Source organism: Lyngbya aestuarii BL J (genome assembly GCF_000478195.2).
Taxonomy (GTDB): Bacteria; Cyanobacteriota; Cyanobacteriia; order Cyanobacteriales; family Microcoleaceae; genus Capilliphycus; species Capilliphycus aestuarii.
This window is the reverse complement of the sequence record NZ_AUZM01000025.1, coordinates 25664-51769: the sequence shown is the minus strand read 5'-3', so window position 1 is coordinate 51769 and position 26106 is coordinate 25664. Positions and strand designations below refer to the sequence as shown.

The following is a 26106-nucleotide window of genomic DNA, read 5'->3' as shown; positions in this document are numbered from 1 at the left end:
TTAAATCGGTAGTTTAATCCTAAATTCTGTTCCTTTTCCCCGTTTAGAATGACAGAGAAGCTGTCCTTTGTGCTTTTCTACAATAATTTGATAACTAATTGATAAACCTAGACCCGTTCCTTTTCCAACGGGTTTTGTTGTGAAAAATGGATCAAAGATTTGTTCTAATATTTCGGGTTTAATCCCTGAACCATTATCAGCAATCCGAATTTCAATGTGATCATTGATCACCGTTGTACAGATATTAATTTCAGGATTGTTCACTTGATCATCTGGTTCTAAAGCATCAATTGCATTGCTGATAAGATTCATATAAACTTGATTAAGTTGACCAGGATAACAGTTCACGAGAGGCAGTTTACCATATTGTTTAATGACTTTAATTTCAGACCCTTCTGATTGAGATTTCAGGCGGCTTTGTAAAATACGAAGGGTGCTTTCAATTCCTTGATGAATATCAACCTGTTTTTGTTCAGATTCATCTAGTCGAGAAAAATTTCGCAGAGATAAAACAATATCTTTAATCCGTTCAGATCCGTCCTTCATAGAATTTAATAACTGCACAAAGTCTTCTTGAATAAATGCTAAGTCAATTTCCTCAATTTCATCAATAATTTCTTGAGAGGGCTGAGGATAGTTTTGTTGATAAAGCCGAATTAAATTTAACAAATCCTGAGCATATTCATAAGCCGGTTCTACATTTCCATAAATAAAGTTAACGGGATTATTAATCTCATGGGCAATTCCAGCAACAAGCTGACCTAAACTTGCCATTTTTTCTTGTTGAACCAGTTTAGTTTGGGCTTTTTTCAGTTCTTTTAAGGTCGCTTCTAAATCTTGATTTTTGTGACGAATTTCCTGCGTTCTCTGCTCAACATTTTCTTCTAAGGTATGACTATAATCGGCTAACTGTTGATAGGATAATCTCAACTGTTTGATCATCTGGTTAAATGTACCCGCTAGCACTCCAATTTCATTATTACTCAGTACAGGTGCTGTTTGATTCAAATCTCCTTTACTCACTAAACGAGCCGTTTGAGCAATTGCTTTAATCGGTTTAACAATTTGACGACCTAATATTAACATTCCCACTGCCATTAGACTCGATAAAAATAAACCACTGATTAAAATTGAAGTGGCTAGTTTTCGAGCCGGAGCAAATGCTTCGACTTGAGTTTGTTCTGCAATTAAAGCTAAATCTTGTCCAGGTAAAGCATAATAAACTCCAATCACAGGTGTACCCCGATAATTTAGATAAAATCCGCGACCACTTTTTCCCTGCATAGCTTTTTGAATTGACCAACTTTCAATGCCTTCAGAAAATTCTTTTAAGTTTGATTTTTGAGTAGAGAGAAAAACATAACGACTGGATAAACTGCTCCCCACGTTTCCTACTAAATAGGTTTCTCCTGTACTTCCTAAGCCTGTATTTTGACGAATAATTTGATCAATTCGATCTAAATTTAAATGAGCCGCAAGAATTCCCTGTTGTTTATTTTCAGCATTTAAAAGCGGAATTGCAAAGGTAATTTCAGGCTGTCCAGTCTCCGGTGAACGATAAAAATTAGAAATAAATCCTTCTGTTGAGTCCGGCGTGACTAAACTATATTGAACTAAAGGTTTATATAAGCCAATTTGAGTCGAATTATTTGAAGCTAAAACTCGACCCGAACGGGAGAGAATAAAAATCTCTTTTAAGCCTGTTTGATGCTTGATAAAAGCTGTTAAACTATCTTGTAAAAAACTTTGATTAGATTCCCTATCAGAGTTACTTAAAAGAGCTTCTGCTTGACTACGGATTTCGGGCAACTGAGCTAATGATAATACCGTCAGGCTTTGATCTCTTGCCCAACGATTTAACTCTTGTTCTTTCAGGGAGGCAGCTGAACTCAGTCGATCAAAAACGGATTGCTTTAAAGAGGCTTTAGCTTGATAAAAAGCAACAGAACCCACTAAAGCAACAATCACCAACGAGAGGAGCAAAAATGAGCCAACAAGCTGTACTAATAGACTTTTTTTCCAGAATTTCATTCTTAAGTTAATTCCTATTTAAGTAGTTTTCCATTCAGCAAAAATTTCTTTAATCCGTTCAATTGCTTGATCAACGGCAACACTTGGCAAAACATCATTAACGACAACTTGCTGAAGGGCTTCACCCCAAATATTTTCAGTAGAGACTTGAGCGTAAGCGGGATTTAAAACTTGATACAAAGAACGAGTTTTACCCTGCCGTAGTTGTTTCGCTGCTTCATAAACATGAGGATTATTTGGATTATTCCAAAATGGATCAGAAAAGAGTTCCGGCATGACTGGAAAATATCGTCCTGCGGCTCCTTTAATATATTGTTCTAAATGATCCGGTTGGACTAAATAAGTCAGAAATTCTTGGGCTAGGGTTTGATTGGGAGAAGCGGCAAAAATCAAAGCTTGTTTTATTGAAGTTAGGGATTTCATCGGCTCTCCACTCGGTTTATTCGGAAATTGTATCGTTGCCATTTGATTGAGATAGATATCTTCATCTTGTTGTTGTGAACCGGGAATGGATAAACTCACATTTAAGGTCATTAGGGTCATTTTATTGAGGAAAGTGGTGTTATTATCTGCATTTAACCAGTTAATAGAATTAGGCGGGATATATCCGGCTTTATAAAGATTAGTCAGCCATGTTAACGCTTCGGTAATTCCGGCTTTAACTTGAGGTTTATCGAGTTTAAGTTTACCCTGAGAATCAATCAGTCGAACATCATAAGCTTCGAGAATCTGTTCAAATACCCAATAAGTATCAGAAGAAGCCACAGATATGGGTATGCCCATCGCATAAATATCGCTTCGTCCTTGCAGTAATAAAGTTTCTTGAGCCTGTTTCCAATAATTCCAAAACCCTTGCCAATCTTGAGGAATTGAGTCTTGTAAACCTATTTGTTTAACTAAGTCTTTCCAATAGTGAATATGAAGACTTTGCTGCATCAAAGGAACAGCATAATAAGAACTTTTCTTGGTGACATCATTATCAAGTGAAGCTGATTTCAAGGCAACCGGAGTGTATTGAGCTTTAATCGACTCAATCACGGGTGAAACATCAGCTAGTTTTCCATTTTTTGCCCACAGAGGAGTCAAAGTATATTCTGCTCTTTCTGAAAACAAAATATCGGGTGGATTGTTATTTTCTATTGCTTTAATTGCTTTAGAAAGAGTTTCATCTTCACTAAAAAACAATAACTCTACGGAGTTGTTAGTTTGCTTTTGCCAATCAGAAACAAGTTGTTCTATTGCTTCATCTTGTTGGGGATAATAGCCCCGATTCCACCAAATTGTTAAAGGGCGATCACTAATGTTTATCGAAGTTTTTTGGGGTAGCATTTCTCCGCTACAAGTGGATAAAATCAAACTGAATAAAAAGAGGAAGATAATTATCAATTTTTGCTTCATATTTTTTCTCCAATTTTTAACTGTTTCCATTGAGCAAATATCGTTTTTATTTGTTGAATAACCTGATCGGCTGCGGTCTCTGCTGAGACTCCTTCAACGACAATTTTTTCTAAGGCTTGACCCCAAATATTTTCTGCAAAGAGTTGAGCATAAGCCGGATATAATATGGAGTTTAGCGGACGAGTAGAAGCAAATTGTTGACGAGCAACTGAAATATGGGGATCATCTAAATTATTCCAAAACGGATCAGAAAGGAGTTCAGGCATAACAGGAAAATAACGCCCTGCTGATTGTTTTAAATATTCATTGATGACTTCAGGTTTAACGATAAAAGACAGAAAACTTTTCGCTCCCTGTTCATGGGGAGAATCGGCAAAACTCAAAATCTGTTTAACGGAAACGAGGTATTCGGGTGAACTCCCATCCGGATTTTGAGGCAATTCTAAAGTAACAATTTGATCATGATAAACAGGCTCATCGGAACGTTGAGAAGCGGGAATTGAGAGAGTTGGATTTAATGTCATGACCAGTCGGCGATTGAGGAAATTAACGTTATTATCTGCCGGAAGCCAATCAACAGAATCTTCAGGAACATATCCCTGTTTGTAGAAGTCTGTAAACCACTCTAACACTTGAATTAAATCTTGGCGAACTTGAGGATTTTCAACTTGCAATTGACCCTGATCATCCAATAAATTCACTCCATAGGCCGCTAAAACCTGTTCAAATTCATAAAAAGTATCATTAGCTTCGGCTGAAAAATTCAAACCAATTCCATAAATATCTGCTTGTCCTTGTTCACGCAGTTTATCTTGAACTTGTTGCCAAAAGCTCCAAAACTTATCCCATTCTCGAGGAATATCGCTATCTGTAAATCCAGCATCATTTAATAAATCTCGCCAGTAGTGAATATGCAAGGTTTGTTGATGAATTGGAACTGCATAATACCCGGAATTTTTAGTGCGAGTATTGTATAAATAGGTCGAACGAACTGCACTCGAAGTATAGCGCTCTTGAATCGGTTCTATGACGGCTGAAACTTCACTCCCTTTTCCTTCCCAAGCGACACGAGGATTTAGTGCAAATTCTGCTTTTTGATTGTAGACAATATCAGGTGGATTATTATCTTCTAGGGCGGCTTGGATGCGTTGGAGATTAACTTCTTCCGCTGAAAAATTCAGTTCTGCTTTAAAACCGCTTTCATCTTCCCATTGACGAACTATTTGCTGAATGGCTTCATCTTCTTCTGGATAATATCCATTCGTCCACCAAATACTAACAGGTGTATTATTGTTATTGGTAGAAAGAGATGCAGAATGGTCGGGAGTTGACTGGGAACAAGTCACCAAGACTAAACTCAACAGAAAACATAAAATGACAGTCAGTTTAAACTTCATTCTAGAAATAGGCTCTAACTCAGAGGGTTTAACATTACTCTTCCGTTATAACCTGCAATTTTCAATCTGAAACCCTGAATATTGTTTGAAAAACCAAATTAACAGCAATTGCGATGATACTTAAAATGAGTAAAACGAGGGTGAACCAATCTCCCCACCGAACATACAACGTTTGGGTTTGTTGGGGTTGAATTATCCCGATATGAAGTTCATAGGTATCCATTTGTGATTTCCAAAGGGTTTTTCCATGAGGATCAACCACCCCAGAATACCCTGTATTTGTTGCTCTGATTGCCCACCGATCTGTTTCTATTGCTCGCATCACATCTTGAGCATGGTGTTGAGCTAACATTCCTGCTGAATAATGGGAATCATTAGAAGCAGTTAAGATAAATTCTCCTCCAGTTTTGGCTTGACGGCGAAAATGTCGAGTAAAGGTTGAATCATAACAAATCCCAACAATGGCTTGACCGAATGGAGTATTAAATTGTTGATTGGGATCGCCTTTAACCAGATGAGAATCTAAGGGTGATAATCGATTGATAAAGCGACCTAAAATGGATTCAAACGGAATATATTCCCCCAAAGGAACCAGGTTCACTTTATTGTATTGGCTGATAATATTTCCCTCGCTATCGACGGTAAATAAACTATTACTGATCCGATTTCCTTCTTGACCATAACTTCCCACCCAAGCGACAACTTTTTTCTCTAAAATGGCTTGATAAAATGAACTTTGATCACGAGCGGGTGTTTTCCATAAAAAAGGAAGTGCAGTTTCGGGAGTGAGTACCGCATCTACTCCTTGATCGGCTAGGGTTATGTATCCGGTTGTGTAGCCTTGTAATGCTTGACGCCATCCCTCAGAATAGAGTTTAATTTTGTTAGGAATATTACCTTGAATAATGCCAATTTTTAACGCTGTTTCTGGGTTGGATTTTAAGGGTTGGCTATAGAGATAAAATCCGATTAAATGGGCGAGGGAAAAACATAAAATTGGGAGTAAATAAATTATGATTTTTGTTCGGATTTCTATTTTGTTTTTTAAGCGGTTAATTAGCCATGCTTCTGTGATCAATCCATTAACCGCAACTAAAGCCGCAGTGACAGTATTAGGGCCAGAAATTTGACCCAGATGCAGAATCACTAAATTCCCAAAACTTTGAGTGAGAGAGAGGGATGACCACCACAGAGAACCTTGACTCCAAAACCATTCTAAACTACACCAAAGGGCTGTTCCAACTAACACACGAGTTAAGAGATGATTGAGATTTTGACTCGGAATTTGGCGGCTGACAATGGATAATATTTTCGCCCAAACAATGACTAATCCAACGCCCCAAAAAGTAATAAAAATCCAACAAAACAGTGCAATCGCTAAACTAGCTAACCAAGGAACCCCTAACCAAGTCATGGGGTGAACTCCCGTGATCCAAAATAAAACGGTGCCGTGATAACCAATTCCCCAAGCGATTGCAAAGGGTAAAGTCGAAATTTTGTGAGTTTTTGACTGAAGAACAACAAGCCACAAGGGAACTAACGCCACCCATGCTAATAGCCAAAAGCCTGTCGGTTCTGCGGCTAGACCCATTAATACACCAGCAAACAAAACTAATCCAAGTTGGTAATTTTGTTTAAAATAATCTAAAATAAATTGTATAACGCGAGAAAATTCAAGGGTTTTGGGTTGAACTTTATGGGATTTAGTTTTCATTACGATCAGCAAAAATTGATCACATTTCTAGTAAAGTTGTAGAACAAGAATAGACTAAAGGTAATTTTACTACAAAAGTGGTACCAACCCCGACTTCACTTTCAACCGCAATTTCGCCCCCATGAGCCTCAACACAGCGCTGAACAATGGCTAATCCTAAACCTGTACCGGAAATTTTACCGACGTTACTGGCGCGATGAAAAGCTTGAAATAATTTTACAAGATCATGAGGTGGAATGCCAATCCCGTGATCAATGAGATGAAAAATGGCAATATTATCTTGAGCCATCACTTCTAACTGAATCATACCGCCTTGAGGAGAATATTTAATCGCATTGGCGAATAAATTACTAAAAATATGTCGTAACAGGCTTTCATCCCATAATGTTTCTGCAAATTCTCCTTGCATTTTTAATTCGACTTGGTGTTGAGAACTGGCTTCCAGTTGGGCTTCTTCGACTAATTGTTGACAAAAAGATTCTAAATCTAGAGGGGTCGGTAAACATTCTAAGCGATCAACATCGGCTTGACCGACTAAAATCACTTCATCTAATAATTGAACCAAATTTTTACCCGCAGAACGAATGCGTTGAAAGATCGAACTTTTTTGCTCTTTGCTTAAACTTTGTTCCCAATCTCGCAATAATTCTGTTGACAATAAAATGGTACTTAAGGGATTGCGAAAATCGTGAGACATCATCGAAACAAATTCTGAGGTGAGTTGATGTTGTTCTTTGGCTTTCACTAACTCTACTGTCTGTTCTTTGACCCGATGAGATAAGCTTTGATTGACTTCCCGCAAAGATTCCATTGCTTGTTTCCGTTCAATCGCATAACGCAGAGAACGAACTAATGTTTCGACATTAACTTGTCGTTTCACCAGATAATCTTGCGCTCCTTGTCGAACAGCTTCGAGAGCAAGTTCATCATCATTAGTATTTGTTAAAACGACAATCGGAACACTCGGAGCAAATTGCAAAAGGGGCTGAATTGATCCGAGTCCCTGACTATCGGGGAGAGTTAAGTCAAGTAAAATCACATCATAGACAAGGGCTTGTTCGTCGGTGAGCAGATGAACGGCTTCAGTCAGTCGTTTGACATGAATCAGATTACAAGAGTCTAGCTTGGAACCTTTGAGCAATTCTTGCAGGAAGCGGGCTTCAGCCAAGCTATCTTCTATCAATAGAATATTTACCAAACTTGCAGGCATCATTTCCTTGCTTTTCCCCTCATACGGCTCCATAACACGGATAGAACACGTCATCAACTGACGTTCTGAGATTAACTTTTGGTTGCTGGCGCTGTTCAAAAAAAACAAATGGGAAAAGTTTTATTTCTATTTTTTCACCCCCTCATACTTGATTTTATTTAAGATACCTTATTGAGTCGGGAGAGTGGCAATTTTTAGCCAAAATTCCTCAATCCCCTTGACAATCTCAAACAACTGACTCAGGTTGCGAGATTTAGTGATGTAGCAGTTGACGTGTAAGTTGTAACTTTGGGAAATGTCATCATCATTTTTAGAGGTGGTTAAAACGACAACAGGAATCCGTTTTAAGTCCGGGTCTGCTTTAATTTCGGCTAACACTTCCCGTCCGTCTTTGCGAGGCAAATTCAAATCCAATAGGATTAAATCTGGTCGGGGAGCTTCGCTATACTCCCCTTCCCGATGTAGAAAAGACATCGCATCCATCCCATTTCTCACCGTCACAACTTCGTGTTGGATGGTACTCCGTTTTAGGGCTTCTTGAATCAAGCGAATGTCGCCTCGATTATCCTCAACTAAAAAGATGATTTTGGTTCTTTCCTGGGCTTCGCCGATCACGCGCTTGTCCTCCGACTGGAATCGTAAAATAGAGTGTTGTACCTTGACCAAGTTCAGACTCAACCCAAATTCGACCTCGATGACATTCAACAATTTTTTTACAAATTGCTAAACCCATCCCAGTACCTGCATATTCATCACGGGTGTGCAAGCGCTGAAAGATGATAAAAATACGTTCAGCAAATTGAGGGTCGATACCAATCCCATTATCTTTGACTGAAAATAGCCAAGCATCTTCGAGTCGTTGCGCTCCGATATAGATTTCCGGAGGTTCACAACTGCGGAACTTGAGAGCATTACCAATTAAGTTTTGAAATAATTGCATCAATTGGGTACTATCAGCCATCACCGTTGGCATCGGTTCAGAAGTAATAATAGCACGAGTTTCACTGATGCGGCTTCGCAGGCTACTCAACGCTCGTTCGAGAGCTGTTCCGACGGAGGTGAGTTCAAATTCAACTCCTTGGATATCGACTTTAGAGTAGGCTAAGACATCATCGATCAGGGTTTGCATCAGACTGACTCCCTCAACCGCAAATTCGATGAACTCTTTGGCATCTTCGTCGAGTTCTTCTTGATAGCGCATCTCTAACAATTGTACATAGTTTGCCACCTGGTTGAGGGGTTCTTGTAAGTCGTGAGAGGCGACATAAGCAAACTTTTTCAATTCACCATTGGAACGTTCGAGATCATGAGCGAGTTGGGCTAGTTCATCGGCTTGACGCAGGACAATATTAACAATTGCTTTTCGCAGTTCTAAAGCAGCATTAATTTCAACCGGTTTCCAGGGTAGAGATTGGAGTTTAACTGTTTCTTTCCACAGTTCAAAGGATTTTCGGGGCGATAACTGTACCACGCCTTCGGACTGGGTGGCTTCAATAGCTTTGGAGGGATCTCCGCCCCAGTTCACCGTTTGAATGACTTCGGGGCGGAACCATAAGACATAATTGCGTTCGGAAATGGTAATCGCAAGTAAACCACTGGCGACTTCTTTAAACCGTTCGGCATCAGAATAAAGGCGCGGTAAACAGTTCGTTGAAAAGACTTCTTTTTCGGTATTTTTCTTCAACCACTGCACTAAAAAGTTGAGATCTTCTTCTTTGGGAGTTGCACCCAGAGTTGTCCACTTTCCCCCAAAGTAAATGGCAGCACCTTGAGCATTGGCGAGGTCGAGAAGATTGGGTTGATGGCGAATTAAACCTTCGATAAAGTTCTCACCTTGAGACATGAAATCAATCAAAGCGGATCGAATGTAGGTCAGTTTCATTCGATAGTCATAGTCTTCAGTTTCTTCGCGAGAAGACAGTTCAGAGAAGATGACTCGACCTAAAAATTCACACGCTTTCCGCAATTCATAGGAGACATATTTGGGGGTACGATGATGACAAGCAATTAAGCCCCAAAGTTCTCCGTCTTTAATCAGGGAGATAGTCAAAGAAGCGCCGACTCCCATATTCTTGAGGTATTGTAAATGGCAAGAAGAGGCACTTCGCAGCGTGGAATGAGTGAAATCTAATGGACGTTCGATCTGGGGGTTTTTATAGGGAAATAAGGCAACGGCTTGGGCGCTCGCATCGGGAATAATTCTAATCCAATTTGCACTCAATAATTTCCGAGCGGGTTTGGGAATATCAGATTCGGGATAATGAAGTCCGAGATAGGGTTCTAACTCCTCTATTTTTTCTTCAGCAATGACAACGCCATGCCCTTCTTCATCAAATTTGTAGAGCATTACTCGGTCAAATGCGGTGACTTTTCGGACTTCCTGGACAATAATTTGACAAAATTCATGCAAACTGGCGGTTTCTTCCAGTTGGTTAATTGACATTCGAGCTAAGTGATAAAAGCTCAAAAAGGGAATGTTTTCTTGAGAGGTTGCAGGTTCTAACTCAAGAATCAAAAAATGATCAGGGTTGCGATGAAAGACTCCATCAAATACAACATATTCGTCGCCTCTGATTCTCATCCAGATTTTCGTGGGGTTGAGATAGTCTAGACTGTCTTGAAATAATCCCGTTTGAATTCGTTCGATTTGAAAGGGATCGAGCAAATCTTCTAAGGTTTTTTCGAGCATCTGTTCTGGCGAAATCCCCAGAATAGATTGAGTATTTGTACTAACTTGTAAAATTTTTAGATTCGGTTCTTCCAATACCAGAAGAATGCCATGAGGCTGCACTTGACCGGAGATTTGAATCGGTTCTTGATCCAAACGAACGAGATTACGGGCTTTCAGTTCGACATCGATATCTTTCATGATTTTTTGATCCCATTAATTGAGAATAAAATATTGAACTTTAATTATATATTTCTAAAAATTTAATGAGTTGAAATTCCGAGAACTGATCAGAAGCTCTATCCGCATAATTACTCAAAAGTTTCTAACTGTTCCCCAATCTTTATCCGCTGCGATTGACTCGTTATCAAAAAAGATTTGCGCTCAATTTTTCCTTATTTTCTAACTGTTTTGAGTATATCACAGTCTTCTCTTGTGCTGGGCAGGTCAACTCTTGAGAAAGTCTTAAAACAGAAAACTTCAAAGGAAAACTGAGATTAATTAACTCTTATTAATTAAAATAAACTTTTTTCATTAAAGTTTACAACTCTATGGGCTGAGTTTAGCGATCGCTGTGCTAAAGTGAAACTTAAAAAATGAGCAGACAGAAAACAGAAGTTCTGATTTTGTCCTGAACACTGCTCACTGTCTACTGGTCATTATTAATGGCTTAGAGTTGCTTGTTGAGTCGCTTAGAAATTTGACCGATAATACCGCTTAAAATCGCTCCTCCCATTAAAATCCCCAAAGCGGGAGTAAAAACAGGTTCCCAGAGCTTGTACCACAGGTCTAGACCCAAGGAGAGATCGAGAGAACGACCAATAACGGCAACCACTAACCAAAAAAAGCTGAATAAAACCAAAAAAACATCAAACACTAACAGACGATTTAACCAAGTGAGAAATAACTCTTTCATTAGACTAAAATCAACCTAAAATCTATTGATCTTTGTGAACTTTTATAAGAATTTTACCATTTTTGCCCTTGATTAAGTTAGGAATCCCCAGAATAGTTGTGATTTTTGTTAAAATTTTTAAGTAGAATTTCGGTGCCGAGAGAGGAAAATCTCATGCAACTTCCGCCCACTTGGGCTATTCCCGATCAAATTCGCGATCAATTTGGCTAAAAAAGTGCAGGAAAACAACGGGCGATGGTGGCTGATAGTCATTGACTCTTGGTTTTGCATCAAGCCCCTCAACCGGGTAGTCATCAACGAGAAGCAGTTTTTTTTGGCATCAGCCGGATGGTCGTTGGGAAACGAGTCAAAGCGGTGTCGGTTTTCAACTGTTAATTCAACACATCAAAGCCTACAATTAAATATAATATAAAACCCAGTAAAACCCGATTCTTAATGACTGATCTCGATCCACTTTTTAATATTCCTTAGCGTTGTGAAATGGCGATCGCGAATTCCTAATTTTATTGATATCTTGTATAAGCTGCACTTAACAGGGTCAAATCCGAGCATTTTTACTCCCTTTTATGTAAAGTTTAGTAACAAGTCTTATTAAAATGTTTAGAATTTGCTCTCCACCTGTGTATCGCTTTAACCTTAAAAATTAAAGCAATGTTGTCAAAAAATTCAGTCCAACTTCTTAAGCTGATTAAGAAGCTGTCGTCTGTGGTCTTGAAAGCCGTTTGCTAAATGCCAGCGACAACTCGATAGACTCAACAAACAAAACTAACTTGTCCAAACTCCCCATTCCCAACTCAGGGGGGGAAAGAATCGTAACGAGGAAGTTCTAATGAATAACCTGCAAAAATATCGTTTCCGTTGTACTCTAAGCTTTGGTGATATTTACGCTCAAATCATGATTTGGCTGATTGTCATCTTTCTCACTCTTGCATCTGCTTTAGCATTGTGGAGTACCTCTCGCCAAATCTACGCCTTAGCAACAGTCGGTTTAATCGTGGTACTCTCTTTACCCTTTCTGCTGTTTGCATTTGTCACCACTCTACTCAACCATATCGAAATGATGCCGATTGATTCGACCGAAGACGAATTCTCCGATGCTAACGATATGATTACCCCACGACCCGCAGAAGCCGCAGGCTAGAGTAAAGCCCTAATTTCTAACGACCAATCTTTATTTTTTTGTTAAAACTTCCCTGTTTTTGGATAGGGAGGTTTTTCTGTGAGTCAACATAGAAGAACGAGGAGAACTCTATTCACGATTCACCAACTATGCTAGAACATGATGTCATAATTGTCGGTGGGGGTTTAGCAGGAAGTCGAGCTGCGGTAGAAATGGCTCGTATGAACCCCAGTCTCAACATTGCGATGGTTGCCAAAACCCATCCCATTCGTTCCCACTCCGTTGCCGCCCAAGGGGGAATTGCAGCCAGCCTAAAAAATGTTGACTCTGCCGATACTTGGGAAGCTCATGCTTTCGATACCGTCAAAGGTTCAGACTACCTTGCAGACCAAGATGCGGTGGAAATTCTCGCCCAAGAAGCCCCAAATGTGATTATCGACCTCGAACACATGGGCGTACTGTTTTCTCGCCTAGAAGATGGTCGTATCGCTCAACGGGCTTTTGGAGGTCATACTCATAACCGCACCTGTTACGCAGCCGATAAAACAGGTCACGCCATTCTCCACGAACTGGTGAATAATTTACGGCGCTATGGCGTACAAATCTACGATGAATGGTACATCATGCGTTTAATTTTAGAAGACGCTCAAGCCAAAGGCGTCGTGATGTACAACATCGAGAATGGTGAAGTTGTCGTCATGCGAGCAAAAGTGGTGATGTTTGCCACAGGCGGTTATGGACGAGCGTTTAACACCACATCAAATGATTATGCGTCTACAGGCGACGGGTTAGCGATGTCGGCATTAGCCGGAGTTCCATTACAAGATATGGAATTTGTCCAGTTTCATCCGACGGGGTTGTATCCAGTTGGGGTGCTGATTTCCGAAGCGGTTCGGGGTGAAGGGGCCTATCTGATTAACAGCGAAGGGGAACGCTTTATGGCCAATTATGCCCCCAGTAAAATGGAGTTGGCGCCCCGTGATATTACTTCGAGAGCCATTACCCTAGAAATTCGCGCCGGACGAGGAATTCATCGAGATGGGAGTCCGGGTGGGCCGTTTATCTATCTTGATTTGCGGCACATGGGACGAGAAAAAATTATGAGTCGGATTCCGTTTTGTTGGGAGGAAGCTCATCGACTTGTGGGGGTGGATGCAGTCCATGAACCGATGCCTGTTCGTCCGACGGTTCACTATTCTATGGGCGGCATTCCGACTAATACTGATGGTCAGGTGATTATTGGGCCGGGGTTGCCTGTTGATTTTAAGTTTGACCCCAAAGACAAGTCTGTTAATCCCCGTAATAATCTTGTTGATGGCTTTTTTGCTGCCGGAGAAGCGGCTTGTGTATCGGTTCATGGCGCTAACCGTTTGGGGAGTAATTCGTTACTCGAATGTGTGGTTTATGGAAAACGCACCGGGGCGGCTATTGCTCGATTTGTTGAGGGTCGAAAGTTACCAGATATCGATGAACAGCGTTATCTTCAGGATGCCAAAGAACAAATTCAAGCGTTATTAGACCGACGAGGCGGTTATCGGATTGGCCAAATTCGTCAAGAGTTTCAAGATGCAATGACCGAGCATTGTGGGGTGTTTAGAACTCAAGAAATCATGCAAGAGGGATTAACTAAAATTCAGCAATTACAAGATAAATATCAACAGATTTATCTCGACGACCAAGATAATGTTTGGAATACAGAGATTATTGAAGCGTTGGAATTGCGGAGTATTATGATTGTCGGTCAGATGATTTTGACATCAGCATTAAACCGTTTAGAAAGTCGAGGGGCGCACAGTCGAGAAGATTATCCGAAACGGGATGATCCTAATTTCTTGAAGCATACCCTAGCCTATTATTCACCGGCTGGCATTGATTTGTCTTATCGTCCGGTGAGTATTACTCGGTTTGAACCCCAAGAACGCAAGTATTAAAGCAATTTAAGTCGCGGTAATTTATGTAGGGATTATTCATAAATTACCCTTCTTTTCTTGTTTAAGCTGTTAGACCTCTCTCGAGGCAATTGTTGTCCTAGAATTGACCGCAATAGTCGTGTTAGAAACGGTGAAGTCTACACTTCCATCGGGGTTAACTTTATCCCCCCTATCATCACGACTGACCCCTCTGGTTAATAAGAGGTTAATTTTTCCGTATCCATTCGATTAATTTCTGAACTTGGCTATCGGGGACAAATCGGGAGACTCCTTCCCATAGAGACTGATAGCCATAAAAAATGCTTAACCCCCAATTTGAATTCTTTATATTTGGGTGTACCATATTCCCCTATTCTAAAGGTGGGTTTGACTATACCTGCGATCACAAGCATAGAGTTAAACCTTTATTGGACTTTGACAAGGTAACTTATGCCATTTTCAATCGATTCAGCTCGCAACATCTTCCCAAACACGTTGGCTGCTGATACCGTTCCTGCTACGATTGCTCGGTTCACTCAGCTGAGTGCAGAAGACCAACTGGCTTTGATTTGGTTTGCTTATCTTGAAATGGGTAAAACCATTACCATTGCGGCTCCTGGAGCGGCAAATATGCAGTTTGCTGAGATCACACTCAATGAAATTCGCAAAATGGGGCCTCAAGAACAATCCCAGGCAATGTGCGACTTAGCAAACCGTTCAGATACCCCTCTTTGCCGCACCTACGCAACTTGGTCTCCAAATATCAAACTTGGTTTTTGGTATCAGCTTGGACAATGGATGGATGAAGGGCAAGTAGCTCCCATTCCCGAAGGCTATCAGCTTTCTGCAAATGCGACGGCAGTATTACAAGCCATTCGCGGTTTAGAGTCGGGTCAGCAAATTACAGTTTTGCGGAATTCAGTTGTGGATATGGGGTTTGATACCAGTAAATTAGGGAGTTACACCCGTGTTGCTGAACCTGTTGTTCCCCCGACGGATATGGCAAAGCGCACTCAGGTCAAAATTGAAGGCGTTACCAATGCAACGGTATTGGAATACATGAATAATTTGAATGCAAACGACTTTAATGCGTTGATTGAGTTATTTGTACCCGATGGGGCGTTGCAGCCTCCTTTCCGTAGACCTGTTGTCGGCAAAGAAGCGGTTCTGCGGTTTTTCCAAGAAGAATGTCAGAATCTGAAGTTAATCCCAGAACGAGGCGTTACTGAACCCGCAGACGAGGGTTATACTCAAATCAAAGTCACAGGTAAAGTGCAAACTCCCTGGTTCGGTGCGGGTGTAGGTATGAATATTGCTTGGCGGTTTTTACTGAATGCTGAAGACAAGATTTTCTTTGTTGCAATTGATTTGTTGGCTTCACCTAAAGAGCTATTAAACTTAGCTCGTTAGAAAAAGATTAGGCAAAAATACTGTTTAATTTTGGATGAGCGTCTGAGTACAAAGGACGCTTTCTTATTTTGAGGCTAACCCTATTATCGGTTAACATAGATTAATAGCACATATTTTAGGTTTCATGATACCCGTGAGTGATATTGAGTGGTCTACCGCCGAGAAAGAAATTGCTCGGCAGGCATTTAAAAAAGCTTATCAGCGAGAAATTACGGCTTTAATTCAGGTTGTTAGAGAACAAGCAGGCGAGATTACAAAGCTTGATGATATTTGGCTTCTACATGACTTTTTAAGTGCCAGAAGACATGATATTGATGGTAAGTATGATCACAGAGATTCTCTCCTCATTTTTACCTTTGCTCAGTTAGTAAAAGAAGGATGGTTGCATCTCGATGAACTGAAAGGTTTAGATGCTGAGAAGATTAGTAAGGTTTCTGTACTCACACGAATGTAACACTTTCAAGGGAGTTTGAGTGGGTTGGAGAAAGGGCTTGATTTGAAAGGTTTTTGGTTCACTGAAACTCAACTCCCTTGTGTAAAGGATTAAAATAATTGGTCAAAATAGACAGAAGTCTAACTGTCCTATTATCATCCTCTTGAAAGTACAGAATTGATGGAGTGATGGCTATTGGGGTTGCAGACAATTGAATTTTTGTCTCTTTTTCTCAAAATTAACAGATAGTTCGGGTGAAAACAGAAAGAGTTCAAGATTACTTCAACCCAGAACCATCACCATGAAACTCAAAATTACATCGATTCTCAAAACTTTAACATTTGTTGCGATCGCCAGTGCATTTTTAGCTACTTCTGCTTTAGCTGATACCTTCACAGGTGGTAATTTTACCGTTACAATTGACGGATCACGAAGTTCTGCTTCCTATACAGGTTGCGACGCAAAAGAACGTTGTGTTCATATTCCCATGGCTTCTAACTACAGTCAAGGACGTTACGCTTGGGAACGCAAGGGTTATACATATAGTATGATTCCTGAAGCCAATAAAAGCCAGTATACTTTAAAGGTTTTTGACCCGAAAAATAAGGTGTTGCTATCTCAAAAAATGACACCTATCGCCCAGTCTAACCCTGATTATGTTCAAGAATTAGCTGAGAATAGCTTTTGTTCATTTATTATCACCAACCGAGTTAATAGCAAAGTTAATATTCGTCAAAACCCAGACTTAAAAAGTGACGTGGTTTTACAACTGAAACGGGGTGATGGTGTGCGGGCGGTTTCTCGTCGGGGAAATTGGGTGAAAATTGTTGCTTTGGTTGATGGATTTCCCCCCAATGAAAAGTTTACTCCGTTTGTTGGTTGGGTAAATAACCGCTATATCAATGGATGTTCTGAAGATAAATTTGAGATGTGGCGATAATTAAACGTTAAAATAATACAATGCGATCGTACTCGGTTCAATCATTAATTTCAGGTGTCACTAATTGCTGCGGATGTACAACTGTAATGCTTGATGTGATTGAAAAATCAGTGGGATTGAACGTCAGAAGATGTGTAACTCCATTGGCAAACATAGCGGCAATCAGACGGGCATCGTGAGTCCGTTTACCCATAATTTTATTAGTTGTAACTAAGTCTAACCAATGGGGAAAAATCTGTAAGGATTCTTCTAGTAATGGGAAGCGAATAATAAGCTGGTCTATTATGTTTCGCGTTTTTTCTGTAGTCCATCCCAAGCCATTCACTTCAACGGGTCGGGTTGCAACTACCCAAAGCTCAATCAATACTTGTGTTGCAAGAAAACATTCATCCCCTCGGTTTAGCAAACAAAATATTGCTTCTGTAGCGAGATGATTTTGCTGGTCAGAAGGATTACAAAAACGCAGAATAACATTGGTATCTAGTAGATATTTTGTCATTCTTCGTAAATGCGATCGCGGCTAAATGCTTCATCAGATAAACTCACACTGGTTCTGGGAAGTTGAGAAACCCAATTGCGAAACTCCCTAGCCCGTTCTGCGGGTGTTGCTGTTTGCCAAAATGGAGTTTTATATGATGTCAATTGCTCGGACTGAGATTGTATTAAGCTGATGAAATCGGCTATTTTTTGAAGCTGGTCTTCATTGAGTCTGTCTATTTGCTGTTTCAATTGTTCTCGCAGCATAACTGATAGTTAGGTGAAAACATATTTATTATAGCCTTAAATTGGAGATTTTACCCAATCATCATCACACTACAGAGAAACCATATCTTTACGATGAAACTCAGTTGATGAGCGTTCAGAAAGGGATCACTCTTAGGGCTATCGGTTCAATTTTTGTATTGAAATTAAAAACATATGTTGGGTTTCCTGGGGTCAACCCAACCTACAAGGAAAAGCGATAGGCTTAATGGCGTCACGGCTTGCGCCTACGCGATCGCAATCTGTTCAATTATTGTGTTGAACCGCGTGTGTTGCGTAATCGATACAAATATTTGTATTAACTTGAAGCCCTTTATTGGTATAATCAAAAAAAAGCATTATCAAACTGCCGAATCAATTGCGACAGTCAGCCAACAGCAATTAGAAATAAAACAAGAATTATTAGAATAATTGATGGCAGTTTGGTGAATTACCGGAGTCAATTCAATGCCAGCAACGCCCGAAAGTCTTCAATCTTTTGTAAATTATTGTCAGCAACACCTCAGAGGCGATGAAAAAAGTGAGGCTCAGACTTTTCTGACCAAGTTTTTTCAGGCGTTTGGACACGAAGGAACGAAAGAAGTTAGTGCAGAATTTGAAGACCGTTTAACGAAAGGAAGTGCAAAGGGAAAAACAGGATTTGCTGATTTAGTTTGGCGATCGCGTGCGGGAGTTCCCGGTGTTTTAATTGAGATGAAATCAAAAAGAGAAAACCTCAGTAAACACTACGCTCAACTCGAACGGTATTGGATGCGAATTGCTCCCAACAGACCCCGATATGCAATCCTTTGTAACTTTGATGAATTTTGGATATTTGACTTTGAAAACCAAGTCGATGAACCCGTCGATCAAGTTCTGTTAGAACAGCTTCCCCAACGCATGGGAGCGTTTAGTTTTATGGAAATTGGCGGTTTGTCTCCCGTTTTTAAAAATAACCAAGTTGCTGTTACTGAACGCACCGCCAGAAGAATGGGGGAATTGTATCAACTGATTTATGAAAGAGCAAAGAAAACGGGATTTCGAGATTTTAATGAAGAACAACTTCAGCGATTTCTTTTGCAGTGTGTGATGGCGATGTTTTCAGAAGATCGGGGTTTACTTCCCTCTAATTTATTTGTAGGTTTAGTTCAAGATTGCAAAGATAAAAAAGCAAGTTCCTACGATATTTTGGGCGGTTTGTTTCAAGAAATGAATCGACCCGGAGTTACACCCGCAGGACGATATAAAGGAGTTAATTATTTTAATGGCGGGTTGTTTGCAAGCGTACAAGCAATTGATTTAACTTCAGAAGAACTCGGCTTGTTAGATGCTTGCGCTCGTGATAACTGGAGTAATATTCGACCTTCTATTTTTGGGAATATTTTTGAAGGTGCGATTGACCCGGAAAAACGCCACGCTCACGGGATACATTTTACCAGTGAAGTTGATATTCGTCAAATTGTTCGACCGACCATTAGCGATTATTGGGAAGACCGAATTAATGCAGCCAATACTATCGGAGAATTAAATACTTTGCAGATGGAATTGCAAGGATATCGGGTACTTGACCCCGCTTGCGGTTCGGGAAATTTTTTGTATGTGGCTTATCAAGAATTAAAACGGATTGAAAGGCTATTAATGGATAAAATTGCCGCACGGAAACGTTCAGAATCGACTGTGGCGGCGATCAGTTTTGTGACTCCGATGCAATTTTTTGGAATGGATACAAATCCCTTTGCTGTGCAGTTGGCTAGGGTGACGATGATGATTGCTCGAAAAATTGCCATTGATAAATATCAACTCACCAATGAACCGGCTTTACCTTTGGATACATTAGATCAAAATATTGTCTGTGAAGATGCTTTATTTGGTCGGTGGGTGAAGGCAAATGCTGTGATTGGAAATCCTCCCTTTTTGGGCGGAAAACACCTGAGAATGACGCTAGGAGATGAATATATTGATCGGGTTTTTAACAGGTTTTCAGATGTGAAAGACTCGGTAGATTTTTGTGCGTATTGGTTTCGGTTGGCTCATCATCATATTAGTGAAACAGGTCGGGCGGGATTAGTTGGAACAAACTCTATTAGTCAAGGAAAAAGTCGCAAAGCTGCGTTAGAATACATTACCCAAAATGGCGGATATATTCACGAAGCAATTTCTACTCAACCTTGGTCTGGTGAAGCAAATGTTCATGTTAGTTTGGTGAATTGGTGCAAGCAGCAACCGCAGGTTTATCATCTCGATAATCATCCCGTTCAACAGATAAACTCCTCACTACAATCTGTTATCGATGTTTCTCAAGCTGTGCGTTTAAAGGCTAATCTCAATCAATGTTTTCAAGGTATTATTCCCGTGGGGAAAGGGTTTATCATTACCGAACAACAAGCCGAACAGTGGATAAAATCGGATTCAAAAAATCAAGAGGTGATCAAGCTATTTTCGATGGGAAGTAATCTCGCTAAAAAACCCCTGGGAAAACCTGATCGCTGGATTATTGATTTTAATGATATGAGTTTGGAAGATGCAATTGAATACAAGCTTCCTTTTGAATGGGTCAGGGCTAATGTTAAGCCAGAACGAGATAAAAATAGAGATGCCAAAGCAAGAAAATACTGGTGGAGATTTTTACGATTCAGAACAGAAATGAGAGACGCACTGGCTTCATTATCCGGGTATTTTGCAGTTCCAGAAGTGTCAAAGTGGGCAATCTTTATTTCTTGTGCTTCAGATTGGCTACCAGGAAACAAAACTAAAGCTGTTGCTTCAGATGACTTCTATATTTTGGGTGTACTTTTATCCTCAGTTCATCGAATTTGGATGAACGCTCAAAAGTCAACTCTTAAAGCGGATATTGCTTACACTCACAATACTTGCTTTGAAACCTTCCCCTTTCCTCAAAACCCCGATACTAAATTAATCAAACAAATTAGAGTTACAGCAACAGAACTGCACGAATATCGCAGCGAACAAATGCAAAAGAAAAAATGGGGAATCACACAACTTTATAATGCTTTTTTTAATGAACCGAGTAGCCAACTTTATCAACTTCATGCTAAACTGAGTAAGTTGGTTATGCAAGCCTACGGTTTTAATGAAAATGATGATATATTAGAAAAATTATTAACCCTAAACCAAGAACTTGCCGCCAAAGAAAAACAAGGTGAATCTATAGTTGGGCCTGGTCGTCCTGTGGAATAAATTTCCCCCGTTAATCGTGAAAGTCGATTTTCACCGAAATTAGATCGGTTTAGTTCGGGCGATCGCACTTGTTTATCATCATAAAAAGTGATTAACTTCCAAAAATTTGTTCAACTGTTAACATTAGATTGGATAAAGTCGGGGAAAATAAGCGATCGCTAACTTTAAATTGCTGTAATTCATATTCTCCATCCACCAATTGACCGATTGTAATCGTCGGTTGTTTGGGATTACCAATAAAGCGCCGCCCGCCCAATGCAGCATAATCAACAATCCAATATTCCGGGATACCCAAAGCTTCGTATTCTCCCAGCTTCATAAAGTAATCATCGCGCCAATTACTAGAAACAACTTCTACAATAATTTTAATCGATTTACCCAAAGTAATTATAGAGCCACTTTCCCAATTGGATTCATCTATCAGTGCAGGTTCATCGAGAACAATCACATCCGGTTCATATCCAGAATTCCCATCAAGAGAACGGACAATGCACTCTTTTGGGATAAAATAAGGTAAGTTCGCCTGACGAATGGCAGTACCGAGATCGTAAGCTAAATTGCCAGACACTTTTGAATGTTTCCCCCTCAGTTTTGGCATCTCAACAATCACTCCACGATGTAATTCATAGCGGCATTCAGAAACGGATGGTAGCCACTCGATAAACTCATCAAAGGTAATCGGTTGTTGTAAGATTTGAATCATAGATTGACTTCCCTTATCTTGACTGATTGCCGTACAATTATTATTACTCAGTTCGTCATTGTTGCTTCAGTCTGAGGTTTGGTGCGCTAAAGCGCAACGACAAGCTTTTTTAATCACAACTTTAATTACAATGGGTTTTGGGCTGATGTCATCATCCCCTACAGAATTGGGTAGAATTTCAACCCGTGACAAACTAACCCTTGTCTACTGTCCCCTCTGTGGTTCACAATGAACATAAAGGATCGCACCAGGAGAGGTAGAGTGAGTGATTTTGATTACGATTTAGTGATAATTGGCGCAGGGGTGGGTGGACATGGTGCTGCCCTCCACGCCGTTAGCTGTGGCTTAAAAACCGCGATTGTGGAAGTTGCAGAAATGGGCGGAACCTGCGTTAACCGAGGCTGTATCCCATCAAAAGCCTTGTTAGCTGCGGCAGGACGGGTGCGAGAGTTACGCAATACTCATCATCTACAAACGTTAGGAATTCAACTGGGACAGGTTAGCTTTGACCGAGGAACGATTGCGGGTCACGCCGAAAATATTGTCACGAAAATTCGCGGTGATATGACCAATAGCCTCAAACGTTTAGGGGTTGATGTGATTCAAGGTTGGGGAAAAGTCGTCGCCCCGCAAAAGATCACAGTTGAAACGTCGAAGGGTGACAAAACAGTGACGGCGAAAGATATTATTTTGGCGCCGGGTTCTATTCCGTTTGTTCCACCGGGAATTGAAGTCGATCACAAAACGGTTTTTACCAGTGATGAGGCGCTAAAATTACTATCGTTACCCCAATGGATAGCCATTGTTGGCAGTGGTTATATCGGTTTAGAATTTTCCGATGTTTATACCGCTTTAGGGTGTGAAATTACCATGATTGAAGCGTTGGATCAATTGATGCCCACTTTTGATCCTGATATTGCTAAATTAGCCCAACGGGTGTTAATTTCGCCGCGAGATATTGAAACTCGGGTGGGTAAATTGGCAATGAAAGTAACGCCGGGTTCTCCGGTGATTATTGAATTAGCCGATGCCAAAACCAAAGAAGTTGAAGAAGTGTTAGAAGTGGATGCTTGTTTGGTGGCAACTGGGCGTATTCCATACAGCAAAAACTTAGGGTTAGAATCAGTTGGGGTGGAAACAGATCGACGCGGTTTTATTCCGGTTAATGATGATTTAGCGGTGGTTTCTAGCGGTGAACCGATTGCTAATTTATGGGCGATTGGAGATGTAACGGGTAAAATGATGTTGGCGCACACCGCATCTGCCCAAGGGATGGCAGTTGTAGAAACCATTTGTGGTCGCCATCGCCAAGTCGATTATCGCAGTATTCCGGCTGCGGCTTTTACTCATCCTGAGATTAGTTATGTGGGTTTAACTGAACCTGCGGCGAAGGAATTGGGTGAAAAAGAAGGCTTTGAAGTTGCTTCGGTGAAAACCTATTTTAAGGGGAATTCTAAGGCAATTGCCGAAGGAGAAACCGACGGGGTTGCTAAGGTGATTTACCGCAAAGATACGGGTGAAATTTTGGGGGTTCATATTTTTGGGTTCCACGCGGCGGATTTAATTCAAGAAGCAGCAAATGCAATTAGTAATCGTCAGTCGGTGCAAACTTTGGCGTTTTCTGTGCATACGCATCCGACGCTTTCTGAGGTGTTGGATGAAGCCTATAAACGGGCTTTGAGTGCGACGCATTAATCTGATCCAAAAGTTGTCATTAAGCTGTAAAATATCGGGTGGGTTGAGAACAAATATATCTTCTCAATCTACCCTAATCAATGATTGATGGTAAATCCCTAATTCCTAAAAATGCAAATTCGTCGTCGTCGTCCGAACCCGTCTGTGAATGTCGCTAGTTTACTTTATACGGTGGCAGTACCGGATGATCAACCCCAAAATATTCTCGAAGAAATTGTCTGGGAAAAAGAGAAAGAAGTTGATAGAAGACGGGAACGTTTACCGTTATTGCAGTTACGGAGTCGGCTTGAAAATTTACCCCCAGCCAAAGATTTTATCGCGGCGTTGAAAGCAAGTCCAACTCAACCTGCTATTATTGCCGAAGTCAAAAAGGCATCACCGAGTAAAGGGGTAATTCGCGAAGATTTTGATCCGGTGAAAATTGCCCAAGCTTATCAAGAAAATGGGGCTTGTTGTCTTTCAGTTTTAACAGATGAAAAGTTCTTTCAAGGTAGCTTTGAGAACTTAGGAAAAATTCGCTCTGCTGTTGATATTCCGTTGTTGTGTAAGGAGTTTGTAATCTATCCGTATCAAATTTATCAGGCTCGAATTTATGGGGCAGATGCAGTTTTATTAATTGCTGCAATTTTATCTCAGCAAGATTTACAATATTTCGTTAAAATTGTCAAGACTTTGGGGATGACTCCGTTAATTGAAGTTCATACCCTTGAAGAACTCGAACAAGTTCTCTGTTTGCAGGGTGTGAGTTTAATCGGGATTAATAATCGCAACTTAGAGGACTTTTCGGTTGATCTTGACACAACTCGTCAACTGTTAGACGCTAAAAAAGAGCAAATTCAATCTCAGGAGATCTTGATCGTCAGTGAGTCGGGAATGTATACTCAAGATGACCTCAACTTCGTGAAAAATGCCGGGGCGAATGCCGTTTTGATCGGGGAGTCTTTGATCAAGCAACCTGATCCCGGAGAAGCATTACAACAACTCATCGGTCGTGACTAGCCAAATGCGATCGCTATCCGGTACTATAAGTAGCTGATCAGATGCTAATTTTGAGGTTCCACAATATTAGCTTATAATCTCACCCTATGGAACCGATTCCTTTACCCTCTTACATTCATTACGAACTGCTGCTACAACTGCTAGAACGCAAAACGCGAGTCGCACTTTACCACAATTCTCGACAGTATGAACAAGTCAATCAGCTAATCATCACCCTTCGCAAAGCGCTCGCCCTACAAAAGCAACTAGAGCAAAGCTGTATACACGCAAATTTGCCAACGGAGTCCTGTTGGTCTTTAAATGAGATTAACCCAGAGGCGAATAGCAGCTCATTCCCTGATAATTAACTCATAAACATAGACACACAGATTAACGCTATGGATGACAAATTAATGCTGATGATTCCGGGGCCGACCCCCGTTCCTGAACAGGCCCTTCTAGCGATGGCTAAACACCCCATCGGACACCGCAGTGGGGACTTTAGCAAGATCATGGCGGAAGTGACGGAAAACCTCAAGTGGTTACACCAAACTCAAAACGATGTGCTGGTCTTAACCGCCAGCGGTACCGGGGCGATGGAAGCCGGAATGATTAACTTTTTGAGTCGTGGCGATCGCGTTTTATGCGGAAGTAATGGTAAATTTGGAGAACGTTGGGCTGAAGTTGCCAAAGCCTATGGTTTAGAAGTCGATGTCATTTCTGCCGAATGGGGTACACCGTTAGATACTGAAAAATTCCGCGAAAAGTTAGAAGCCGATACCAAAAAAGAGATTCGGGCGGTAATTCTCACCCACAGCGAAACCTCAACCGGAGTCCTCAACGATCTCGAAACCATTAACCGTTATGTCAAAGCCCACGGGGAAGCGTTGATCATGGTTGATGCGGTGACCAGTTTGGGGGCGGTGAATATTCCCATTGATGAATGGGGTTTAGATGTGGTCGCCAGCGGTTCTCAAAAAGCTTACATGATACCGCCCGGGTTGGGATTTGTTTCTGTGAGTGCCAAAGCCTGGGAAGCGTATAAAACCTCTGATTTGCCTCGTTACTATTTAGATTTGGGGCCTTACCGCAAGTCAGCGGCTAAAGATACAACTCCGTTCACGCCTCCGGTGAATTTGTTCTTTGCGTTGCAGGCGACGTTGAGGATGATGAAGGCCGAAGGTTTGGAACAGATTTTTGAGCGTCATCAGCGTTTGACGAAAATTAGTCGGGCGGCGATGAAAGGATTGAATTTACCTTTATTAGCGCCTGATGATGCAACCAGTACAGCGGTGACAGCGGTTCGACCCCCAGAAGCTGTTGATGCCGAAAAGGTGCGTTCAGTGGTCAAGAAGCAGTTTGATATTGCCCTCGCAGGTGGACAAGATCATCTTAAGGGCAAAATCTTCCGCATTGGTCATTTGGGATTTGTTAGCGATCGCGATATTTTAACTGCGATTTCTGCGATCGAAGTGGCATTGCGAGAGTTAGGCTATGAAGGCTTTACACCGGGCGCTGGAATGGCTGCGGCGACGAGAGTTTTAGCTGAATCTTAATTTGTTTAATCAAGGAGTGTAGGTGTTTTTAACTTGAGTAAGTTAGAGACAAGACTTCTTTTTTCTAAGCGTTTTTCAGCGAGAAATT

The 26106-nt window shown here is 40.8% G+C and carries 21 protein-coding genes; 10 read left to right on the top strand and 11 right to left on the bottom strand.

Annotated features, from left to right (window positions below):
* The 8 genes from M595_RS12595 to M595_RS12560 form a co-directional block, all read right to left on the bottom strand.
* A complete protein-coding gene (locus M595_RS12595) occupies positions 1–2031 on the bottom strand; it encodes a HAMP domain-containing histidine kinase (protein WP_023066670.1) in 2031 nt (676 codons plus the stop codon).
* Positions 2032–2049: 18 nt separating this feature from the next.
* Positions 2050–3429: an ABC transporter substrate-binding protein gene (locus tag M595_RS12590; protein ID WP_023066634.1), complete on the bottom strand. Its 1380-nt coding sequence runs from the start codon at positions 3427–3429 to the stop codon at positions 2050–2052.
* Positions 3426–4826: an ABC transporter substrate-binding protein gene (locus tag M595_RS12585; protein ID WP_023066662.1), complete on the bottom strand. Its 1401-nt coding sequence runs from the start codon at positions 4824–4826 to the stop codon at positions 3426–3428. The genes M595_RS12590 and M595_RS12585 overlap by 4 nt, the downstream gene beginning before the upstream one ends.
* A 61-nt stretch (positions 4827–4887) precedes the next feature.
* Positions 4888–6540, bottom strand: coding sequence for an apolipoprotein N-acyltransferase (gene lnt, locus M595_RS12580; RefSeq protein WP_203419075.1), 1653 nt, complete (start codon positions 6538–6540; stop codon positions 4888–4890).
* Positions 6541–6559: 19 nt separating this feature from the next.
* Complete coding sequence (locus M595_RS12575; protein ID WP_023066625.1) at positions 6560–7753, bottom strand: hybrid sensor histidine kinase/response regulator; 1194 nt, start codon at positions 7751–7753, stop codon at positions 6560–6562.
* Between the two features lie 165 nt (positions 7754–7918).
* The gene (locus tag M595_RS12570; RefSeq protein ID WP_023066669.1) at positions 7919–8365 is read right to left on the bottom strand and encodes a response regulator; all 447 of its coding nucleotides are present in this window, start codon (positions 8363–8365) and stop codon (positions 7919–7921) included.
* Entirely contained in the window at positions 8319–10619 is a 2301-nt protein-coding gene (locus M595_RS12565) for a sensor histidine kinase (RefSeq protein WP_023066630.1), read from the bottom strand. Before M595_RS12565 ends, M595_RS12570 begins: the two co-directional genes overlap by 47 nt.
* A 469-nt stretch (positions 10620–11088) precedes the next feature.
* Positions 11089–11334, bottom strand: coding sequence for a DUF8620 family protein (locus tag M595_RS12560; protein WP_023066628.1), 246 nt, complete (start codon positions 11332–11334; stop codon positions 11089–11091).
* A gap of 829 nt (positions 11335–12163) precedes the next feature.
* Here M595_RS12560 and M595_RS12555 point away from each other — a divergent pair.
* The 5 genes from M595_RS12555 to M595_RS32305 all read left to right on the top strand — a co-directional run bounded on the left by M595_RS12555 (position 12164) and on the right by M595_RS32305 (position 17147).
* Positions 12164–12475, top strand: coding sequence for a hypothetical protein (locus M595_RS12555; protein ID WP_023066680.1), 312 nt, complete (start codon positions 12164–12166; stop codon positions 12473–12475).
* A gap of 128 nt (positions 12476–12603) precedes the next feature.
* Entirely contained in the window at positions 12604–14385 is a 1782-nt protein-coding gene (locus M595_RS12550) for a succinate dehydrogenase/fumarate reductase flavoprotein subunit (RefSeq protein ID WP_023066668.1), read from the top strand.
* A 429-nt stretch (positions 14386–14814) separates the two neighbouring features.
* Positions 14815–15774, top strand: coding sequence for an orange carotenoid-binding protein (locus M595_RS12545; protein ID WP_040484035.1), 960 nt, complete (start codon positions 14815–14817; stop codon positions 15772–15774).
* Positions 15775–15898: 124 nt separating this feature from the next.
* On the top strand, positions 15899–16228 hold the full coding sequence (gene frp / locus M595_RS12540; RefSeq protein WP_023066673.1) for a fluorescence recovery protein: 330 nt from the start codon (positions 15899–15901) through the stop codon (positions 16226–16228).
* 280 nt (positions 16229–16508) lie between these two features.
* Positions 16509–17147, top strand: coding sequence for an SH3 domain-containing protein (locus tag M595_RS32305; protein WP_023066650.1), 639 nt, complete (start codon positions 16509–16511; stop codon positions 17145–17147).
* A 37-nt stretch (positions 17148–17184) separates the two neighbouring features.
* On the opposite strand, the gene M595_RS12530 is transcribed toward M595_RS32305, so the two are convergent.
* Both M595_RS12530 and M595_RS12525 read right to left on the bottom strand, forming a co-directional pair.
* A complete protein-coding gene (locus M595_RS12530; protein WP_023066678.1) occupies positions 17185–17646 on the bottom strand; it encodes a type II toxin-antitoxin system VapC family toxin in 462 nt (153 codons plus the stop codon).
* Positions 17643–17891, bottom strand: coding sequence for a hypothetical protein (locus M595_RS12525; RefSeq protein WP_023066661.1), 249 nt, complete (start codon positions 17889–17891; stop codon positions 17643–17645). Before M595_RS12525 ends, M595_RS12530 begins: the two co-directional genes overlap by 4 nt.
* Before the next feature lie 465 nt (positions 17892–18356).
* Here M595_RS12525 and M595_RS12515 point away from each other — a divergent pair, with 465 nt between their 5' ends.
* The gene (locus tag M595_RS12515) at positions 18357–21086 is read left to right on the top strand and encodes a DNA methyltransferase (protein ID WP_023066610.1); all 2730 of its coding nucleotides are present in this window, start codon (positions 18357–18359) and stop codon (positions 21084–21086) included.
* A gap of 91 nt (positions 21087–21177) precedes the next feature.
* Here the strand turns inward: M595_RS12515 and M595_RS12510 are convergent, their stop codons facing one another.
* A complete protein-coding gene (locus M595_RS12510) occupies positions 21178–21789 on the bottom strand; it encodes a Uma2 family endonuclease (protein WP_023066647.1) in 612 nt (203 codons plus the stop codon).
* A gap of 228 nt (positions 21790–22017) precedes the next feature.
* Here M595_RS12510 and lpdA point away from each other — a divergent pair, with 228 nt between their 5' ends.
* The 4 genes from lpdA to M595_RS12495 all read left to right on the top strand — a co-directional run bounded on the left by lpdA (position 22018) and on the right by M595_RS12495 (position 26018).
* Positions 22018–23484: a dihydrolipoyl dehydrogenase gene (lpdA, locus tag M595_RS12505; RefSeq protein ID WP_052001767.1), complete on the top strand. Its 1467-nt coding sequence runs from the start codon at positions 22018–22020 to the stop codon at positions 23482–23484.
* Between the two features lie 111 nt (positions 23485–23595).
* A complete protein-coding gene (gene trpC, locus M595_RS12500) occupies positions 23596–24483 on the top strand; it encodes an indole-3-glycerol phosphate synthase TrpC (RefSeq protein WP_023066649.1) in 888 nt (295 codons plus the stop codon).
* Positions 24484–24569: 86 nt separating this feature from the next.
* On the top strand, positions 24570–24830 hold the full coding sequence (locus tag M595_RS29255) for a DUF5340 domain-containing protein (protein ID WP_023066633.1): 261 nt from the start codon (positions 24570–24572) through the stop codon (positions 24828–24830).
* A 30-nt stretch (positions 24831–24860) separates the two neighbouring features.
* The gene (locus M595_RS12495; RefSeq protein ID WP_023066616.1) at positions 24861–26018 is read left to right on the top strand and encodes a pyridoxal-phosphate-dependent aminotransferase family protein; all 1158 of its coding nucleotides are present in this window, start codon (positions 24861–24863) and stop codon (positions 26016–26018) included.
* The last annotated feature ends 88 nt before the right edge of the window (positions 26019–26106 follow it).

What these genes read in the sequence shown, in the direction of transcription:
- M595_RS12595 (WP_023066670.1), bottom strand. Translation starts at nt 2,031, where the DNA reads ATGAAATTCTGGAAAAAAAGTCTATTAGTACAGCTTGTTGGCTCATTT.
- M595_RS12590 (WP_023066634.1), bottom strand. Translation starts at nt 3,429, where the DNA reads ATGAAGCAAAAATTGATAATTATCTTCCTCTTTTTATTCAGTTTGATT.
- M595_RS12585 (WP_023066662.1), bottom strand. Translation starts at nt 4,826, where the DNA reads ATGAAGTTTAAACTGACTGTCATTTTATGTTTTCTGTTGAGTTTAGTC.
- lnt (WP_203419075.1), bottom strand. Translation starts at nt 6,540, where the DNA reads ATGAAAACTAAATCCCATAAAGTTCAACCCAAAACCCTTGAATTTTCT.
- M595_RS12575 (WP_023066625.1), bottom strand. Translation starts at nt 7,753, where the DNA reads ATGATGCCTGCAAGTTTGGTAAATATTCTATTGATAGAAGATAGCTTG.
- M595_RS12565 (WP_023066630.1), bottom strand. Translation starts at nt 10,619, where the DNA reads ATGAAAGATATCGATGTCGAACTGAAAGCCCGTAATCTCGTTCGTTTG.
- M595_RS12560 (WP_023066628.1), bottom strand. Translation starts at nt 11,334, where the DNA reads ATGAAAGAGTTATTTCTCACTTGGTTAAATCGTCTGTTAGTGTTTGAT.
- M595_RS12555 (WP_023066680.1), top strand. Translation starts at nt 12,164, where the DNA reads ATGAATAACCTGCAAAAATATCGTTTCCGTTGTACTCTAAGCTTTGGT.
- M595_RS12550 (WP_023066668.1), top strand. Translation starts at nt 12,604, where the DNA reads ATGCTAGAACATGATGTCATAATTGTCGGTGGGGGTTTAGCAGGAAGT.
- M595_RS12545 (WP_040484035.1), top strand. Translation starts at nt 14,815, where the DNA reads ATGCCATTTTCAATCGATTCAGCTCGCAACATCTTCCCAAACACGTTG.
- frp (WP_023066673.1), top strand. Translation starts at nt 15,899, where the DNA reads ATGATACCCGTGAGTGATATTGAGTGGTCTACCGCCGAGAAAGAAATT.
- M595_RS32305 (WP_023066650.1), top strand. Translation starts at nt 16,509, where the DNA reads ATGAAACTCAAAATTACATCGATTCTCAAAACTTTAACATTTGTTGCG.
- M595_RS12530 (WP_023066678.1), bottom strand. Translation starts at nt 17,646, where the DNA reads ATGACAAAATATCTACTAGATACCAATGTTATTCTGCGTTTTTGTAAT.
- M595_RS12525 (WP_023066661.1), bottom strand. Translation starts at nt 17,891, where the DNA reads ATGCTGCGAGAACAATTGAAACAGCAAATAGACAGACTCAATGAAGAC.
- M595_RS12515 (WP_023066610.1), top strand. Translation starts at nt 18,357, where the DNA reads ATGCCAGCAACGCCCGAAAGTCTTCAATCTTTTGTAAATTATTGTCAG.
- M595_RS12510 (WP_023066647.1), bottom strand. Translation starts at nt 21,789, where the DNA reads ATGATTCAAATCTTACAACAACCGATTACCTTTGATGAGTTTATCGAG.
- lpdA (WP_052001767.1), top strand. Translation starts at nt 22,018, where the DNA reads ATGAACATAAAGGATCGCACCAGGAGAGGTAGAGTGAGTGATTTTGAT.
- trpC (WP_023066649.1), top strand. Translation starts at nt 23,596, where the DNA reads ATGCAAATTCGTCGTCGTCGTCCGAACCCGTCTGTGAATGTCGCTAGT.
- M595_RS29255 (WP_023066633.1), top strand. Translation starts at nt 24,570, where the DNA reads ATGGAACCGATTCCTTTACCCTCTTACATTCATTACGAACTGCTGCTA.
- M595_RS12495 (WP_023066616.1), top strand. Translation starts at nt 24,861, where the DNA reads ATGGATGACAAATTAATGCTGATGATTCCGGGGCCGACCCCCGTTCCT.